At 63.0% G+C, this 17,204-nt stretch carries 17 protein-coding genes; 4 read left to right on the forward strand and 13 right to left on the reverse strand.

The genetic code is table 11. The annotated features are described in order from the left end of the window. Positions 1-172: 172 nt before the first annotated feature. Positions 173-820 (forward strand): MBL fold metallo-hydrolase, encoded by a 648-nt coding sequence (locus tag ACX93L_RS03560; protein WP_459403557.1) that lies wholly within the window; start codon positions 173-175, stop codon positions 818-820. 77 nt (positions 821-897) lie between these two features. On the opposite strand, the gene ACX93L_RS03565 is transcribed toward ACX93L_RS03560, so the two are convergent. The 7 genes from ACX93L_RS03565 to ACX93L_RS03595 form a co-directional block, all read right to left on the reverse strand. Then, positions 898-1,308, reverse strand: a complete 411-nt coding sequence (locus ACX93L_RS03565) for a BA14K family protein (protein ID WP_459403558.1) — start codon at positions 1,306-1,308, stop codon at positions 898-900. 151 nt (positions 1,309-1,459) lie between these two features. After that, positions 1,460-1,675 (reverse strand): cold-shock protein, encoded by a 216-nt coding sequence (locus ACX93L_RS03570; RefSeq protein WP_169586990.1) that lies wholly within the window; start codon positions 1,673-1,675, stop codon positions 1,460-1,462. A 453-nt stretch (positions 1,676-2,128) separates the two neighbouring features. Further along, positions 2,129-3,019: a DMT family transporter gene (locus ACX93L_RS03575; protein ID WP_459403559.1), complete on the reverse strand. Its 891-nt coding sequence runs from the start codon at positions 3,017-3,019 to the stop codon at positions 2,129-2,131. A gap of 103 nt (positions 3,020-3,122) precedes the next feature. Then, positions 3,123-4,286 carry a PQQ-dependent sugar dehydrogenase gene (locus ACX93L_RS03580; protein WP_459403560.1) on the reverse strand — a complete coding sequence of 388 codons (1,164 nt, stop codon included), beginning with the start codon at positions 4,284-4,286 and terminating at the stop codon, positions 3,123-3,125. A 93-nt stretch (positions 4,287-4,379) separates the two neighbouring features. Beyond that, a complete protein-coding gene (locus tag ACX93L_RS03585; RefSeq protein ID WP_459404134.1) occupies positions 4,380-5,024 on the reverse strand; it encodes a class GN sortase in 645 nt (214 codons plus the stop codon). A 16-nt stretch (positions 5,025-5,040) separates the two neighbouring features. After that, on the reverse strand, positions 5,041-7,392 hold the full coding sequence (locus ACX93L_RS03590) for a marine proteobacterial sortase target protein (RefSeq protein WP_459403561.1): 2,352 nt from the start codon (positions 7,390-7,392) through the stop codon (positions 5,041-5,043). A 162-nt stretch (positions 7,393-7,554) separates the two neighbouring features. Further along, complete coding sequence (locus tag ACX93L_RS03595) at positions 7,555-8,469, reverse strand: EAL domain-containing protein (RefSeq protein ID WP_459403562.1); 915 nt, start codon at positions 8,467-8,469, stop codon at positions 7,555-7,557. A gap of 216 nt (positions 8,470-8,685) precedes the next feature. Between ACX93L_RS03595 and ACX93L_RS03600 the strand changes: the two genes are divergently transcribed. Then, positions 8,686-9,888, forward strand: coding sequence for a pyridoxal phosphate-dependent aminotransferase (locus tag ACX93L_RS03600; RefSeq protein WP_459403563.1), 1,203 nt, complete (start codon positions 8,686-8,688; stop codon positions 9,886-9,888). A gap of 82 nt (positions 9,889-9,970) precedes the next feature. On the opposite strand, the gene ACX93L_RS03605 is transcribed toward ACX93L_RS03600, so the two are convergent. Together ACX93L_RS03605 and ACX93L_RS03610 are read right to left on the reverse strand one after the other, a co-directional pair. After that, positions 9,971-11,191 (reverse strand): OpgC family protein, encoded by a 1,221-nt coding sequence (locus ACX93L_RS03605; RefSeq protein ID WP_459403564.1) that lies wholly within the window; start codon positions 11,189-11,191, stop codon positions 9,971-9,973. A 155-nt stretch (positions 11,192-11,346) separates the two neighbouring features. Continuing rightward, positions 11,347-12,435 (reverse strand): calcium:cation antiporter, encoded by a 1,089-nt coding sequence (locus ACX93L_RS03610; RefSeq protein ID WP_459403565.1) that lies wholly within the window; start codon positions 12,433-12,435, stop codon positions 11,347-11,349. A gap of 145 nt (positions 12,436-12,580) precedes the next feature. On the opposite strand from ACX93L_RS03610, the gene ACX93L_RS03615 reads away from it, so the two are divergent. Continuing rightward, entirely contained in the window at positions 12,581-12,847 is a 267-nt protein-coding gene (locus tag ACX93L_RS03615; protein WP_169587004.1) for a DUF2188 domain-containing protein, read from the forward strand. On the opposite strand, the gene ACX93L_RS03620 is transcribed toward ACX93L_RS03615, so the two are convergent. Further along, positions 12,844-13,320, reverse strand: a complete 477-nt coding sequence (locus ACX93L_RS03620) for a bleomycin resistance protein (RefSeq protein ID WP_459403566.1) — start codon at positions 13,318-13,320, stop codon at positions 12,844-12,846. The genes ACX93L_RS03615 and ACX93L_RS03620 overlap by 4 nt on opposite strands. Positions 13,321-13,330: 10 nt before the next feature. Continuing rightward, positions 13,331-14,221 (reverse strand): LysR family transcriptional regulator, encoded by an 891-nt coding sequence (locus tag ACX93L_RS03625; protein ID WP_459403567.1) that lies wholly within the window; start codon positions 14,219-14,221, stop codon positions 13,331-13,333. Between the two features lie 98 nt (positions 14,222-14,319). Between ACX93L_RS03625 and ACX93L_RS03630 the strand changes: the two genes are divergently transcribed. Continuing rightward, entirely contained in the window at positions 14,320-15,363 is a 1,044-nt protein-coding gene (locus ACX93L_RS03630; RefSeq protein WP_459403568.1) for an NAD-dependent epimerase/dehydratase family protein, read from the forward strand. Between the two features lie 58 nt (positions 15,364-15,421). Here ACX93L_RS03630 and ACX93L_RS03635 read toward each other — a convergent pair whose 3' ends face one another. Beyond that, positions 15,422-16,522: an alkene reductase gene (locus tag ACX93L_RS03635; RefSeq protein WP_459403569.1), complete on the reverse strand. Its 1,101-nt coding sequence runs from the start codon at positions 16,520-16,522 to the stop codon at positions 15,422-15,424. 60 nt (positions 16,523-16,582) lie between these two features. After that, entirely contained in the window at positions 16,583-16,876 is a 294-nt protein-coding gene (locus tag ACX93L_RS03640) for an ArsR/SmtB family transcription factor (protein ID WP_459403570.1), read from the reverse strand. Positions 16,877-17,204 lie beyond the last annotated feature (328 nt).

Here is a 17,204-nt window from a genome sequence, read left to right on the forward strand (position 1 = left end):
GGCGCGACACGGCTTTCGAACCGGCGCCCGTTTTGCGGCAAAACTAAGCGCAGACGGGGAAAAACTCCAACGAAATTACCGGGATCGCACAGTTTCGCGCGGGTTCTACCGCGATTTGAGTTTGGATCGGGACATGGTATGCGCAGATCACGTGAAAACGAGGAAAGCTTCCATGGGACAGTTGCAGGCCGGGATCATTCCGGTGACCCCCTTCCAGCAGAATTGCACGATCCTGTTCGACACCGAAACCCGCGAAGGCGTGATCGTCGATCCGGGTGGCGATGTCGAAGTGATCCTGCAGACGCTCAAGGAAAACGGCATCACCCTGAAGGAAATCTGGCTCACGCATGGACATCTCGACCATGCCGGGGGTGCCGAAGAACTCAAGGAGGCGCTGGGCCTTGAAATCGTCGGCCCGCACAAGGACGACCTGCCGCTGTTGCAGGGCCTGGAACAGCAGGCGAAGATGTTCAACGTACCGATGAAGGTTCGCAATGCCATGCCGGATCGCTGGCTGGAGGAGGGGGATACGGTGTCCTTCGGCGAACATGCCTTCGAGGTGCTGCACTGCCCCGGCCACGCACCCGGTCATGTGATCTACTTCAACCGTGCGCGGAACTTCGCCCATGTCGGCGACGTGCTGTTCAACGGCTCGATCGGTCGAACGGACCTGCCCGGCGGCGACCACCAGACGTTGCTCGATTCGATCCGGGACAAGGTCTTGCCGCTCGGCGACGATGTCGGCTTCATCTGCGGGCATGGACCGGGTGGGCGGATCGGCGAGGAGCGCCGCAACAACCCCTTCCTGCGCGGTCTCTGATTCCGCTACAGGGGGACAGAAACGAAAAATGCGCCGGCTTGCGGCGCATTCTCCGGGATCGTTGAACTGGGGCCGGTTCAGCCTGCGGTGCAGAAATGCGCGCGGCCGTCATAACCGACATAGGTGCCGTTGCGGGCGTTGAAGCTGCGGTAGCGGGCGGCGCAGTAGTCATACCATTCGGCAGTCCACGGCTCGACACCGACCGAACGGTAGACCGGGCGCGGTGCCGGCGGGTATTCGTCAACATAGACGGGCTCCGGCTCGACATACATCGGCTCGGGTTCCGGCTCCACATAGACGGTGCGAGGCTGGCTGGCGATCACGGCGCCGGTAACGAGGCCGGCCGCGAGGCCGATCGCACCTGCTGCGAGGGCATCGTCGTTGTGGTGACGGCGATAGTAGTCACCTGCCTGGGCCTGCGTCGACGCACCGAGCGGTGCTGCTACGAGCGCTGCCGCGAGCAGGGAATATTTCGCGAAGTTCATCATGGCTCTGCCTTCCTGTGACCTGCAATTGTCTTTGACGTTTGTTAACGATCAATAGCGGCAGGATATGGGCCACAGGCTGAACCGAAGCTGAACGAAAAAACCCGGCATACCTGCCGGGCCGCAATGCGTATGCCGAAGCAAATTGCGAAGATCAGCCGGCGATCTGCAGGTTGACGGCCTTCGGGCCCTTGCCGCGACGATCCGGTTCCGTGTCGTAGCTGACCTTCTGGTTTTCAGAGAGGCCCTGCAGTCCGGAAGCCTGGACGGCAGAAATGTGAACGAAGATATCAGCGCCGCCATTATCGGGCTTGATGAAGCCAAAGCCCTTGTCGGTATTGAAGAATTTTACAGTGCCAGTCTCGGCCATGCGTCAGGTCCTTTTCTCTCTGCCCAGTGTCGGCGGGGCAGCATTGCAATGTTACCCGTTACCGGGTGCTCGACAGGCATTTCGACTTTTGAGGAAAGGGTCCCAGTTGCCGCAGGTCAACGTTCTACAAGCGATGTACTTGCCAATGTTCCCGCTGAGCTGCCCGGAACTTCTAGCGTCTCCGGTGCGCTGTATTATAAGGTCTTCCCGTGCTCGCAAATTGCCCGAACGCGCGAAGATTGCTAGGTTTATTAAGAATTGGCAAGCGAAAGTTTTCTAAGGGCTGCCAGCTGCGCCGCATCGGGAATGGCCCAAATGACCGGTAAAAGTGCTGGTTGCGAAATATTTTGCTTTTTCAGATGAAACTTGCATCGCCAGCGATATAGTTTTTTGGTCGCAGCCTTCCCCCTTTAGGAAAAGTTGGCGTATTTTCGACATTTCGGAAATACGTTCTCAGGCGGTTACGACCCGCCGCCTGGTCAGTTCCGGTACCACTTCGACGAGCAGCATGGCCGAAAATATCAGTCCGCAGCCGACATAGCCGATGACCGGTAGCGTCTCGGCGAGTAGGACCGCACCGAAAAGCGCACCGAAAAGCGCCTCGGAGGACAGGAAGATCGCCGCCTGGGGCGCGGTCGTGTAGCGCTGGCCGATGATCTGCAGGACGAAGGCGACGCCGGAGGAGAAGAGGCCGGCATAAAGGATTTCCGGTAGTGCGGCGCTGACCGCGGTGACGCTGATCGGCTCCAGGGCGACTGCAGCCAGACCTGCACCCCCGGCGCAGACGGCAAACTGCACGGCGGCAAGGGCGAGAGGACGCCCGCTGGCCCGGACCGCGATCGGGGTGACGGTGATCTGGATCGCGAGAAAGACAGCGCAGACGATGATGAGGATATCGCCTTTGCTCAGCGCGGAGAGCGAACCGCCGTTCAGCAGCAGGATGCCGAAGACCGTCAGGAATGCCGTCGGCCAGATGATCCAATGCGGGCGGCGGCGCAGCACCACGACGGCGATGACAGGGACGAGGACGACATAGAGGCCGGTCAGGAAGCTGGCATTGGTCACCGTCGTCGACTGGATGCCGATCTGCTGCATGGTCTGGCCGAGCAGCAGCGAGGCGCCGACGAGCACGAACCAGCCGTAGTCGCGGATGGTGAGGGCGCGTGCAGCCTTCCGGCTCTCGCGGAGCGCAAAGGGAATGACGGCGACCATCGCGAGCGCGAATCTAAGAGCGTTGAACCAGTTCGGGCCGATCCATTCCATCGCTTCCGATTGTGCGACGAAGCCGCCGCCCCAGATCGCGGCCGCGAGGAGCAGCAGAAGGTTGGCCTGGATGCGGCTCATGGTCTGTCGGTTCCCCCCAACGGTCGAAATGAGGAGGGAGCGGTATCAGCTCGCATCATCGGCGACAAGCCGGGGAGGAGCGGCGACGGTACGCCCCAGGGCGTCAGGGGGCGGCGGCGCGCGTGATGCGGAGAAGGGCGCCGTCTTCCTCGTCGGTGAGGAGCAGGACCGAGCCGTCGGGTGCGACCTTGACGTCGCGCAGGCGGCCATAGGTACCGTCGAAAAGCCGTTCCTCGCCGGTGATCGCGCCGGCCTCGTCCCGGTCGATCCGCGCGAGAAGTTCATATTTCAGCGCCGCGACGAGGAAATCGCCCTCCCATTCGGGGAACATGGCGCCGTGATAGACATCGATGGCGCCGGGTGCGATCGACGGGTCCCAATAATGGAGCGGCTGTTCGAAGCCTTCGGCGGACTGGCCGACGCCGATCTCCGCTCCGCTGTAATGCTTGCCATAGGAGATGGCCGGCCAGCCATAATTGGCGCCTGCCTTGGGTGCGTTGATCTCGTCGCCGCCGCGCGCACCGTGCTCAACGGTGTAGAGGGTGCCGTCGGCGCTGTCGATCACGATGCCTTGCGGGTTACGATGCCCGATCGACCAGATTTCCGGTGCGCCGCGGGTGCCATCGGCGAAGGGATTGCCGGCTGCGGGTTTTCCCTCCGGTGTCACATGCAGGATCGAACCGGCATGGTCCCGGGGATCCTGGGCGCGTTCCATCTCGCCGCGTTCTCCGATGCCGAAGAAGAGGCTGCCATCGCCGGCGATGGCGATACGCGAACCGAAATGCTGACCGGTGCCGGTGAAGCGGTTCATGGCGAACAGGCGGGTGACGTCTTCGAGTTTTCTCTCGTCGGACGAAAGCCTGGCGGCGAACAGGGCCGTGCCCTGTCCGCCGTCGCCGGGGACGGAGGCGGTGAAATAGAATTTGCGGTCCTTGGCAAAGCCCGGCGACAGGGCGATGTCGAGCAGGCCGCCCTGTCCGCCGACGAAGAGTTCCGGCAGGCCGGTCACCGGCGCGCCGACCTTGCCGTCGCGGATGATCCGCAGGCGGCCCGGACGCTCGGTGACGATATAGGCGCCGTCGGGTAGGACCTCGACGGACCAGGGATGCTCGAGGCCACTGGCAACAGGGGTAACCTCCAGTTCGACCTTTTTGGAGGCGACGCGATCGGCTGCCCCTGCCTGCGGTGCGGCAAGGGCAAGTGCGAGGAGCCCCAGGAACGGAACGCCGAGACGCCCTCTGCCTTGCCTGCCGGTCAAACTCACCATCTCATGCCTCCCTTGGTGTTACCGGACTATTTGGGAAGGCGGTCCGGAATGACAAGGGTGCATCTTTGGCAATGCCGAAGACGTTATCGGGCGTCAGTTGATGCGGGTCGAACCAAGCATGCCCGCTGCAACCTCACTGTCCGGAGCGAGGCTTGCCTCCACGATGTAGCGGAGCGGGCCGCGTTCCTTCGCGTCGAAAGGCCAGCAGGTGGAAAGTGCCAGGTTGTGGCCAAAGGCGTGCGGATCGATGCCGCTTTCGTCCCACCGGGCGATGCGGGCCTTGCCGGCGATGAAGGTCAGTCGCTTGCCGTCCCGCCTCAGGACTTCGATACGGTCGCCCGCCCTGACGTCCTTCAGCCAGGCGAAATGGGTGTCGCGGTGGGCGGCGATCACGGCCGTGCCCTCTTCACCCGGGCGTGGCGTGCCGGCGAGCAAGCCCGGGCCGAAGGCCAGCGTCTCGCCGCTTGCCCCGGACAAGACCACGGCCGAGCGCTTCAGTCGCGGCGCGCTGATTTCGGCCTCGGTGACGAAATCGGCCCAGGGCCAGGGGCGGACATTGTCCGCCCCCTCCAGTTCCGCGGCGAAGCTCCGCTCGAGTAGCACCTGCGAGAGTTTGGCCTTCGCCTTGATATAGAGGCCGTCGGCGATCAGAAACAAACCGCCGGCCGCAATCGCCGCTATACCGGCGGCGATTGCCTTCTCCATCGGGCCGAGCCGCTTCCAGAGCGGTCGGCGCATCTCGATCCTTCGATCCTCAGCCACGACGTGTCCCCGCGGCGCTCATGAGGTCCTTCAGGCTGCGGCGCCAGAGGGCGAGCCCGCCCGCCGCCATTGCGGCGAAGCACAGCATCATCAGTCCGAGCAGGATGCGCTGATCGGCCAGCGTCGCGGTCTGGGGCAGGGCGACTTGCGGCGCCGCCTTCTTGGCCAGCAGCTGGGCGACAGCCGGTGTGGGGGCGGCAGCCATCTCGCTTTCGACGGCGGCTGCGGCTTCCGGCAATACGGTCGAGTTCATCGCGCGATCGCCGGCAGGGGAACCGACAGGCTGGGGCTGCATTTCGCCGAAGACCTTGTCGAAGTCCCAGCCGGCGGGCAGGTTGAGCGGCAGCCTGGTCTGGTCGAGCGGCTGGTCCTTCGGGCGCGACGGTGTGACGTCGACCGCGACGAGGCTGGTCATGCGGGACACGAGGTGATGGGCGAGCGCGACCTGTTCGATCGCCTTGTCGGTCGCGGCGGGATCGGCGCTGTTGTAGCCGCTCGCCTCGATGTCGTCGATCTTGCGGCGGGCCCAGAGTTTTGAGATGCCTGCGCTTTCGGCGGCATTGGCAATGTCCATCTCGACGCGCCAGGGCTGCGCACCGGTCTTGCCGACGATCTGGAGCTTGCCGGTCGGGTTCGTGCCGGCGAGTTCGGCCGTCAGAACGACCGGCTCGCCGCCATAGAGGTCGGGGACCGGATCGGGCGTGATGTCCTGGGCGCCGGCGCCGTCGAAGATCGCGGCGATGTCGGTCATCACCGGGTTTTCCAGCTTGCCGAACAGTTCGCCCATGCGTTCGGCGACCTGCGTCTCCGAGCCGATATGGGTGAAGGTGCCGCGGCCGAGTTCGGCGGCGCGAGTCATCAGGAAGGAGTTCGGGGCGGAACCGATTCCGACGGTGAAGACCCGGGCGTCGCCGCGGTTCGCGGTGATTTCCTCGAACAGCTGCTGTTCGTTGCCGATCGCGCCGTCGGTGAGGAAGATGACCTGGCGCAGGCTGTCGGCGGCGCGCGGACCCTGGTTGCGCAGGGCCTGCTCGAGGGCCGGCAGCATTTCCGTGCCGCCGTCGGCGGTCAGTCCGCGCACATAGGCGATCGCCTTCTCGCGGTTGTCGGGGCTCGCCGGAACGAGGCCGCCGAAGAAATCGGTCATGGTGTCGTCGAAGCGGATGACGTTGAAGCGATCGGTGCTCTTCAGCTTCGAGACGGCGAGCGCAAGGCTCTCCTTGGCCTGCTCGATCGACGGGCCGGACATGGAACCTGAGTTGTCGATGACGAAGACGGTCTCGCGGTTTGCCGCCGGTGTCTCGACCTGAGTCTGGGGCGGGGTCACGAAGGCGAGAAGATAGGTCTTGCCGTCGACCACCTGACGGAACAGGCCGGCGCTCGGCTGCTTGCCGGGAGCGGCCTTCCAGGTGAGTTCAAAATCGCGATCGGCGGGCACGCTCTCGGTCTTCAAGGCGATCCGGCGGTGTTCGGCACCGTCTTCGGTGATCGCGACCTCGTGGAAGGCGGACTTCACCTCGCCGAGAGGAAAGCCCGCCTTGAGATCCACGGTCAGGGCGACCGGGTTGATCTTCGCGTTTTCGCGCGGGTCGAGCACGGGCGCCTCGATCTTTTCGCGGTTTTCGACCGGGTCCTGCGGCACGGCAAAGCCGGCATTGCCGTTGAACTCGACCGCCTCGACGATCGGCATCGGATTGTAGCGGGGTGCGACCACCATGGGGAAGCGCAGGGAGTATTCGCCTCCGGACTGGCGAATGGTCTGCTGGTATTCGATCTGGACCACGATGGTTTCGCCCGGGCCGATATTGGCGACCTCGTTGGTGAAGATGTTCGGGCGCTGCTGCTCGAGCAGGGCGGCCTTCTTGCCCTCTTCCTTGGCCTGCTCGTAGATCTGGCGAGCTTCCTCGCGCGGCTTGATCTTTCCTTCGATGAAGCGGTCGCCGATCTGCATACGCAGTTCATCGACGGCCGAGTTCTCCGGAAGCGGGAAGACGTAGGTGCCTTCGACCCAACCCTTGGACGGGTTGAGGAAGCGCTGGGTCACCTTCACGCGGGCGACCGGTCCGGACACCTCGATCGCGACGTCCGTCTTGAGGCGGGGCGCCTCGACGAAGAAGCCCGGCTCCTTGGCGGGGAACAGCAGTCCGCCCATGTTCATGTCATTGGGCCGGACAAGGGCGGGTGACTTGACGTCCTGCGGTGGCGGCGTCTCGGCATGGGCCGTGACGGCAAGGCCGATCAGCATGGCGACACAGGCGATGATGGCTGCCAGTGCCACCAGGCCATGTCGGGCGACCCGGTGCAGGCACTTCAGCGTTGCGGCATTCTCGTCTTCCAGAAACATCGGATACCCCTCGCAATAAAATAGTTCAATGCGAGAAGAAGAAGCCTGCTTGTAGACTTCTCGGGGACCGAATTGCGGCGCCACACTGTATTTATCGTGGCGTTATTGTGAAAATCGAAGTCTTTTCGGGGTTTCTGCTGCCGGTTGTTCCGGAGTGGCGCATCAGCGCCGTTTGCCGAACACCCGAACCGGGCGCAGCGCCGGTTCCGCGCGGGCCATGATCGGTGGCTGATAGGCCGGCGCCGTCTCCGCCTGCGGGGTGAAGGGCGCGGCCGGCGGCAGCAGCATTTCCGGGAACTCGTCGTTGAACGAGGTCGGGGCGATCTGCGGCCGGGCAAGCGCATAGCCCTGCAGCAGGGTCACGCCGAGCTCGGCGCAAAGGTCGACCTGCCAGGTGTCTTCCAGCCGTTCGAAGATCGGCTCGATGCCTTCTTCCTGCAATTGACGGACGATGACACGCAGCAGCGCGAAGCCGGCCGAGTTGTGCAGATAATCGCGAACCCAGTCGCCATCGAAACGGACAAAGTCCGGCCGGAGCGCCAGGATGTCCTGGATGTCGTGTTCGCTCGCCTCATAATTGGACATCGAGACGCGCAGACCGGCGAAGCGCAACTGCTCGATCGCGCGGGCGGTGATCTTCACATTGCCGTTGGCCGCCGAGATGTCGCAGATGATGCGGTCGGGCGTGATGCCGGCCTCGTGGGCGGCGAGGCGCATGCGGTCGAGTTCGTGGCGAAGTTCCGGGGTGCCGGTGTAGAGCATCGGCTGGAAGCTGACGAGCACCGAGGCACGGTTGCGGCCGAGCAGGCCGACGTTCAGGATGTGAATGCTTCGCAGCAGGCTGTCGATGCCAGGCAGATCCTGTGGTTCGACGAGCGGGAAGAACTGCGAGGGCGGATAGGCTTCGCCATTGCGTTCGGCACGAACCAGGCCCTGGAAGCAGTGAATATCGTAATGTCCCTCGGGCAGCCGGCGGAAAATCGGCTGGAGGGCGGAACGCAGCACAAAGGGGCCATAGGCCGTCGACCAGGCGCCTTCGTGCTTCACGAGCTGGGAGTAGATGCTGTTCGTGGTCATCGGTTCGCGTCTCGATTGCCCATCATGGGCGTTGCGATCGAGTTTAGCGTGCAACAATTACCCCGGAATTAAGAAAACCTTAAAAGATGAAATGATCGCGATTGTTGCGGTGCCGCGCTTTCCGCTTGAAACGGGGAGGCGATTTCGCCATAGAACTTGAACCTGGGGCCTTGGCCGATCGAGGTTCCGCCGATCAACAGCTTCAGGACAATCACAATGGCATTCATCGCCGACGCTCTTTCCCGTGTAAAGCCCTCCGCAACCATCGCAGTTTCGCAGAAAGCCCGCGAGCTGAAGGCCAAGGGCCGTGACGTGATCGGCCTCGGCGCCGGCGAGCCTGATTTCGATACGCCGGACAACATCAAGAAGGCCGCCATCGACGCAATCAACCGCGGCGAGACGAAGTACACGCCGGTTTCGGGCATTCCGGAACTGCGCAAGGCGATTGCCGAGAAGTTCAAGCGCGAGAACGGCCTCGACTACAAGCCCGAGCAGACGATCGTCGGCACCGGCGGAAAGCAGATTCTTTTCAACGCCTTCATGGCGACGCTCAATCCGGGCGATGAAGTCGTGATCCCGACTCCCTACTGGGTTTCCTATCCGGAAATGGTGGCGCTGTGCGGCGGCACGCCGGTCTTCGTCGCGACCACGCAGGACAACAACTTCAAGCTGACCGCCGCCGACCTGGAAAAGGCGATCACGCCGAAGACCAAGTGGTTCATCTTCAACTCGCCGTCCAACCCGTCGGGTGCTGCCTACAGCCATGCCGAACTGAAGGCTCTCACCGACGTTCTGGTCAAGTATCCGAATGTCTGGATCCTGACGGACGACATGTACGAGCACCTGACCTATGGCGACTTCAAGTTCGCGACCCCGGTCGAGGTCGAGCCGAAGCTCTATGATCGCACCCTGACGATGAACGGCGTCTCCAAGGCCTATGCCATGACCGGCTGGCGCATCGGTTATGCGGCCGGCCCGATCGAGCTGATCAAGGCCATGGACATGGTGCAGGGCCAGCAAACCTCGGGCGCCTGCTCGATCGCGCAGTGGGCAGCCGTCGAGGCGCTCAACGGTCCGCAGGACTTCATTCCGGCCAACAAGAAGATCTTCGAAGGCCGTCGTGACCTCGTCGTTTCGATGCTGAACCAGGCCAAGGGCATTTCCTGCCCGTCGCCGGAAGGTGCCTTCTACGTCTACCCGTCCTGCGCCGGCCTGATCGGCAAGACCGCACCGTCGGGCAAGGTCATCGAGACTGACGAGGACTTCGTCACCGAGCTTCTCGAAACCGAAGGCGTGGCCGTCGTGCACGGCTCGGCCTTCGGTCTCGGCCCGAATTTCCGCATCTCCTATGCGACGTCGGAAGCCCTTCTCGAAGAAGCCTGCAAGCGCATCCAGCGTTTTTGCGCGGCCTGCAAGTAAGCGGCCGTCGCATCACCGCGGCACAAGAAAAGGGCGGGGCCATGCGGTCCCGCCCTTTTCGTTTCGCGCATTCGTAGACTGATCAGGTGGCCGCAGGCTTCATGACTGGCGGCAGCTTGGTAGGTGCTGCTTTTGGCGGCGTTGCGGTGCGGTTGCGTTCGCGCCAGAGCGCCGGAAGGCTCAGCAGCGCCAGCGAGCCGAAGGCGATGACCGTCTTGGTCGCCTGGGAAAACTCCCCGAAGCGGCCGTCGAGATAGAAGACCGCGTAGACGATCAGCACGTGCCAGACATAGATCTGCAGCGAATGGCGGCCGAGAAGCTGGAGGAAGCCCAGCGAGAACAGGTTCGTCAGGCCGCCGGAGATCCGGCGGATCGTCCGGTTCTCGTGGCGGGGGCCGGCAATCAGGAGCCAGGCGAGGCCATAGGCGACGGCGGCAAAGTTCAGGAGATAGACCGGGCCGAAGTCGGCGCGCACTTCCATAAGACCGAATTTTTCGAGCACGATGCCGGGCATCAGCTGGTGCGCGGTCATGATACGGAGCGGCAGGAAGAAGATGCAGACGGCGAGGGACGCCTTGGCGAGAAAGTCCTTCTGCGGATCGAAGACGCGGGTCCACTCGATTTTCTTCATCGAGGTCAGCGTGCCGGCGATCAGACCGGCATAGAAGACCACCTGCCAGCCGAGCAGGTTGAAGGAGGCGCGGACGCCCTCCTTGTCCGGCGCCCCGGCGAGCCAGTCGCTCACCGGGTAGGTGAGGGCGCGCTGGAGGCCGAGCTGGGCTGCCATCCACAACAGGGCCGAGACGATCGCGACGGTCGTCCAGCGGCCCTGGAGGCAGAGCCAGATGATCGCCGGGGCAAAGAACATGTAGACGATGTATTGCGGCAGGATGTCCATGAAGGTTGGCTGGAACAGGAAGCCGGCGATCGCCGCCAATCGCAGCGGATCGTCGAGCCGAGTGCCGCCGAGCCAGTTGGTCCAGATGGCGGACGCACCCGGCAGCACGAGCTGAAGGGCGAGGATCACCAGGACGATGCCCATGGCGTAGCGATAGAGCTCGAACACCCGCGACCAGATCCGGTCGCGTGCCACGGCATAGCCGTCCTTCAGCATCTTGCGCGCATAGACCATGCCGGTGAGCAGGCCGGATAGAAACACGAAGCCCTGCGCATCCTCGACAAAGGCCAGGTTGCGGTGGTTGATCTGGACGAGCCAGAGGCCGCCGGCGAAGACCAGGTGGTTGATCAGCATGAAGACGAGGAAATAGCCCCGCATGCCATCGATAACGTCCAATCTCTTCAAGATTCGGCTCCCGAGTTTGCCCCCCCGGTGACCGGGAGGATGTCTGGTCCGTCATCTTGTTGAGAATGCGGCGATGCACCCGACAAGATGTGGATCGGCATCCGGGGAATGACGAGGCGGCGGGAAAAGTTCCGCTGACGAATGCGATGTGAAACTCAGAGTCCGATCAGAGACAGCATGATGAAGGTGGCGAAGAGAATGAAATGGGTCATGCCCTCGATCGCGTTCGTCTCGCCGTCATTGAGATTGATGGCCGCCGCGATCAGCGTGATGGCAACCATGACCGTCTGGACCGGCGTCATCGCCATGACGAAGGGCTGGCCGGTATAGAGTGCGATCGCTTCCATGGCGGGGACCGTGAGGATGACGGTGGAAAGCGAGGCGCCCATGGCGATGTTGACAGTCGCCTGCATGCGGTTTGCAAGCGCGGCGCGTAGCGCCGTCAGGATCTCTGGTCCGGCGGAGATCGCGGCGACGAGGATGGCGGTGAGGGCGATCGGCGCGCCGGTGTCCTTGAGGCCTGTATTGATGAAGCTCGACATGAACTCGGCAAGGATGCCTATCAGCACGACACCAAAGAGAATGACGCCGATCGATCGGGCGGCCGGTTCCGTCGCCTCGGCATGACCGGGTTCCTCGGCGTCCTGGCGTTTGCCGCGCGGATAGCTGTAGCTGAAGAAGTAGCTATGGGTGCCGACCTGCATGCGCAGGAACAGGCTGTAGAGGGCGATCATCGCGCCGATGGTGAAGACGGAATAGAACTGCCAGCGGTCGCGCGGCACGAATTCGGGCACGACCATCGAGATGCCCATGGCGGTGAGGATCATCACGCCGTAGGTCTTTCCCGAATCGTCGTTGTAGGGTTGCTCGCCGTGCTTCAGCCCGCCGAGCAGGGCGGCAAGCCCGAGGATGCCGTTGATGTCCAGCATCACGGCAGAATAGATCGTGTCGCGCGCTAGGGTAGGAGACGAGCCCGCGTCGCTCATCATGATCGCCAGGATCAGGACCTCGACCGCGACGGCGGACAAGGTAAGGATCATCGTACCGTAGGGGTCGCCGACCTTCAGGGCGAGCACTTCGGCATGATGGGCGACACGAAGCGAGGCGGCGAGGATCGCGGCGATCAGGATGGCCGCGGCGATGAGTGAAACCGTCGCACCCATCTCCAGGATCTGATGTTCGAAACTGAATCCGCCGATCGCCAGAAGGAACGGAAACAAAAGGATCTTTTCTTCTTTGAACACTGACGTTCCCCTGGCTGCCCCGTGGAATTCTTAATCCGAAGGCCGGCAAACGAGCAAGGGCCGGGAACAGTTCCCCGCCCGATCGTGTTTGCTGTTTTGGGGACTTGGTGCGATACTTCGCACGTACTGATGAAAGGAGGACATCATGATCAAGGTTGCCTACGAGATCGTTCCCCACGACGGGGGATGGGCCTACAGGCTCGGCAACGTCTATTCCGAAAGCTTCGCCAGCCACGACGAGGCCCTGGAGGCAGCACGGATCGTGATGCAGGAGCAGCAGGTCGGCGACGAGCCCGTCAAGATCAGCTATCAGGACGAAAAGGGCAAATGGCACTACGAATACAGTGACGGCGGCGACCGACCCGAGGTCGAGATCGTCGATCACTATGAAGCGGGCGACCGGCCGGCCTAGGATACGACGCGGCTGCCGATCGACTGGGAAAACCGGATCAGGTAGCCGTCAGGATCCTGGACAAGGAATTCCCGCGAACCGGTCTCCTCGGTGTCGCCAACGCGATACCAGCTTTCGGCGGGCTCTTCGAAGAGTGGCCAATCCAGTTTGTGAAGTGCTTCAAGTGTTGAATCAAGGTCGTCCGTGGCGATCTGGAAGTTGACGCCACGTCCGAACGGCCGCTGGAGCGGGGCCGTCTGCCAGTTGCCGTTGATTTCACACAGCATGACTTGCGCGCCCTGCCTCTCGAGATAGGCGAACCTTGCTTCCTGTCGTTGGTAGGCGATGTGAAAGCCGAGGGCGCCGCACCAGAAGGCCAGGCTCGCCTCAATGCTGGAGACATCGAGTTCCGGGACAAGAGGCGCAAAGCCGCCGGTGGGTCGGTTGCCGGTTCCTTCAGAGGCGTCGCGTTCGGCGCGTGTCAGTTCGTTCATCGATTGCTCCTTATCGCTTCATGTAGTCGCGCAAGCCGGCCAACAGCGCGTCGAAGGTCGCACGACAACGCGGTGCCGTCCTCAGGCTCTCGTGCATCACGACATAAGTGTCGAGCGACAGCGCCAGCGCTCCGGGCAGGACGGAGACGAGCTCGGGGTGGCGCCGGGCGAGGCCGTCCTGGCACATGCCGATACCAGCACCCGCCCGGAGGGCCGCGAACTGGGCGAGATTGCTGTCGCTCTTGAACGAGAAATTCACCTCGGCGAGGTCCGGGCGGTTGTTCAGGATGGCGCGCACATAGGCAAGCTGACGGTCGAAGCCGATCAGCCTGTGGTGTCGAAGATCGGCGAGGCTCTGCGGTATTCCGTATCTTTCGAGGTATCCCCGGTGGGCGTAGAAGCCGAGCGGGATCGACCCGACCCGGCGAGCGACCAGGGCGTCCTGCGCGGGTTCGACCATCCGGATCGCGATGTCTGCCGCCTGGTTGAGCAGATCCTCGACGGCATCGGAGGGCGAGAGTTCGATTACCAGGCCGGGATGTCGCTCCTGCAGATCGGCGAGGATCGGCGGCAGGACCTCAATGCCGATCACCTCGCTTGCGCTGATACGCACCGTGCCGGAAATGCGATCGACGCTGCCGGAGGCGGCGCGCTCGAGCGCGGCTGCGGTCGCCGCCATCGCCTCGGCGTGAGGGCGCATGGTCAGCGCCGTCGGCGTCGGCAGCAGGCCTTTGGGTGTGCGCAGGAACAGCGGCTCGCCGCTGGCCTCCTCCAGAGCGTCCACATGGCGCCCGACCGTCGGCTGCGTCAATCCGAGGCTGCGCGCGGCGCCCGACAGCGATCCTTCGCGCAAGACAGCGAGAAAGGTCCGATAGTAGTCCCAGTTCATACTTGTGTTCATACAAATATGTATAGCGGAAAGAGAATTTCTGGCAATTTCGTATGGCTTAAAAATTGCCGACACTCTCGCCATCGAAACGTGATGGAGAGATCGAGATCATGCAGACGGAAGAAATTCACGAACGGCCCGTGGCACTTATACTCGGTGCGACCGGCGGTGTCGGCGGCGCGGTGGCGGAAAAGCTCGTTGGGCGCGGATACGAGGTACGGGCTCTGCATCGCCGCGTCGAGGAAATGAGACGCAAGATGCCGCAGTATGAGTGGATACAGGGCGACGTGATGCAAGCGGCCGACGTGATCGCCGCGGCTCGGGGCGTGGCTCTCATCGTCCATGCGGTCAATCCGCCGGGCTACCGCAATTGGGGAGAGCTGGTTCTGCCGATGATCGACAGCACGATCGCCGCCGCCAAGTCGTCAGGTGCCCGCATTGTCATGCCCGGCACCGTCTACAATTTTGGCCCGGATGCCTTTGCGATCTTGCGGGAGGACAGTGCGCAGAACCCCACCACGCGGAAGGGCAGGATACGTGTCGAGCTTGAGAAGCGCCTGGAAGCGGCGACGATGGAAGGCGTTCGGGTCCTGATCGTCAGGGCAGGTGACTTCTTCGGTCCGGGCGCCGGCAACAACTGGTTCGCCCAGGGCGTCGTGAAGCCCGGCAAGCCTCTGTCGTCTATCGGCAATCCGGGAGCCAGGGGTGTCGGACATCAATGGGCCTACCTGCCGGACGTCGCGGAGACAATGGTCCAACTGATTGCCCAGGCGGACCGATTGCCGATGTTCGCTCGCTTCCACATCGACGGCTTCTACGACCCGGATGGTCGGCAAATGGCCGATGCGATCCGGCGGGTAACCGGCAAGCCAGGCCTTCGGGTCAGGGCCTTTCCCTGGTGGCTGACGCGTCTGGCGTCGCCCTTCGTGCCGCTTTTCCGCGAGATCCTCGAAATGCGCTACCTCTGGGGTGAGGCGATCCGGATGGACAATGCGCGGCTCGTCGAATTCCTCGGTGCAGAGCCGAGGACGCCGATCGACGAGGCGATCCGCGTGACGCTCGAAAGCCTGGGGTGCCTTGAGGGGGCGGGGGAACGCAAAGTCGCCAGTTCGCCTCGGCTGCTTTCTGCGAGCGCTGCGGAGAAGAGTGCCTGACGGCAATAAGCCCCGCGGGCCGACCGCGGGGCGTTTCATTGCGCGAGCTTACGTCGCCTCAGGCGAGCTTCGGGTAGTTCGTGTAACCCTCGGCACCGCCGCCATAGAAGGTCGCACGGTCCGCCTCGTTGAGAGGCGCATTTTCCTTCAGCCGGCGGACGAGGTCCGGATTCGAGATGAACGGCTTGCCGAAGGAGACGATGTCGGCGCGGCCGCTGGCGACCGCCTCGATTGCCATCTCGCGGTCATAGCCGTTGTTGACCATCCATGCGGCCTTGCCACCGGCGGCGCTGTAGGCAGCCTTCAGACCGGCCCAGTCGAAGGGGAGGTTGTCGCGCGGTCCGCCGGTCGCACCCTCGATCACGTGGATGAAGGCGAGATCGTAAGCCGCAAGCTTCTCCATCAGGAGATTGAAGAGCGGCTGGGGATCCGCGTCGGAAATGTCGTTGGCGGGGGTGACTGGCGAGATCCGGATGCCGGTACGCCCGGCGCCGATCTCCTTGACGATGGTATCCACCACCTCCACGGCGAAGCGGGTGCGGTTCTCGATGGAGCCGCCATAGGCGTCGGTGCGGGCGTTGGCGCTCGAGCGCAGGAACTGGTCGATCAGATAGCCGTTGGCGGCGTGGATCTCGACGGCGTCGAAGCCGGCATCGATGGCGGCGCGGGCGGCGCGGCGATAATCCTCCAGAATGCCGGGGATCTCCTCGATTGCGAGCGCGCGCGGTTCCGACGTGTCGGCGAATGCCCCGGTGCCGTCATCGTTGATGATGAAGGTCTTGGACTTGGCGCGGATCGCCGACGGGGCCACGGGCTGGCCGCCGTTCGGCTGGAGCGAGGTGTGGGACACGCGTCCGACATGCCACAGCTGCACGGCGATCTTGCCGCCGGCGTGATGGACGGCGGAGGTGACCCGCTTCCAGCCTTCGATTGATTCCGGAAGATAGAGACCGGGCACCTGGGCATAGCCCTGGCCCTGCTGAGAGATCGGCGTGCCTTCAGAGATCAGCAGGCCGGCCGTGGCACGCTGTTCGTAATAGGTGACGTTGAGGTCGTTGGGAACGGCGCCCGGCGACCGGTTGCGGGTGAGCGGCGCCATGGCGATGCGATTGGCAAGGGTAATCTGTCCGAGGGAGATCGGATCGAAGAGGCTGGTCATTGCAAATCTCCTTTCCGGCGCCAAGTGGGAGGAGCGCGCCGGGAGACTGCATCTGGGGTCTCAGAGCACCTTGTTCAAGGCGTTGAGAAAGGCGCCGATGACATCTTCGTTGCGGCGGTAGAGAACCCACTGGCCGACCCGGGTCGATGAAATGAGGCCGGCGCGCTGAAGCGTCGCGAGGTGAGCCGAGACCGTCGACTGGGAAAGTCCGCAGCGTTCGAACTGGCCGGCGCTCACGCCCATTTCCAGAGGTTGCGGCTGGTGGTCAAAGTGCTTGGCCGGATCCTTGAGCCATACGAGCATTTCGATCCGGGCAGGGTGCGCAAGCGCTTTGAGGGTTTCGTCGAGATTCATCTGCAATTGTCCAAAACGGCATTTCCCGTTTCACATATGGCCGCAACGGCGCACGTCAACTCGCCGCATCGTTAAAGGAAACCGAAAAGTGTTCATTTTTGATACACCATGCTGAACTTTTTTCGGCGGAATTTCAGGCCGACCGTTCATCGTCGGAATTGATGCAAAGCAAAAAAAGAGGGCCGCCGGATTGCTCCAGGGCCCTTTGAATTGTGAAGGTCAAAAACCTCCAGAGGGGAACAGCTGCTGCGGTGGAACTGGGAGGAAAAAGCCACCATGTGCATCAGCTGTGTGCGATATGGTGGTTTTTTGTGCAGTGAACAATGCT

Source organism: Rhizobium sp. CAU 1783 (genome assembly GCF_054551725.1).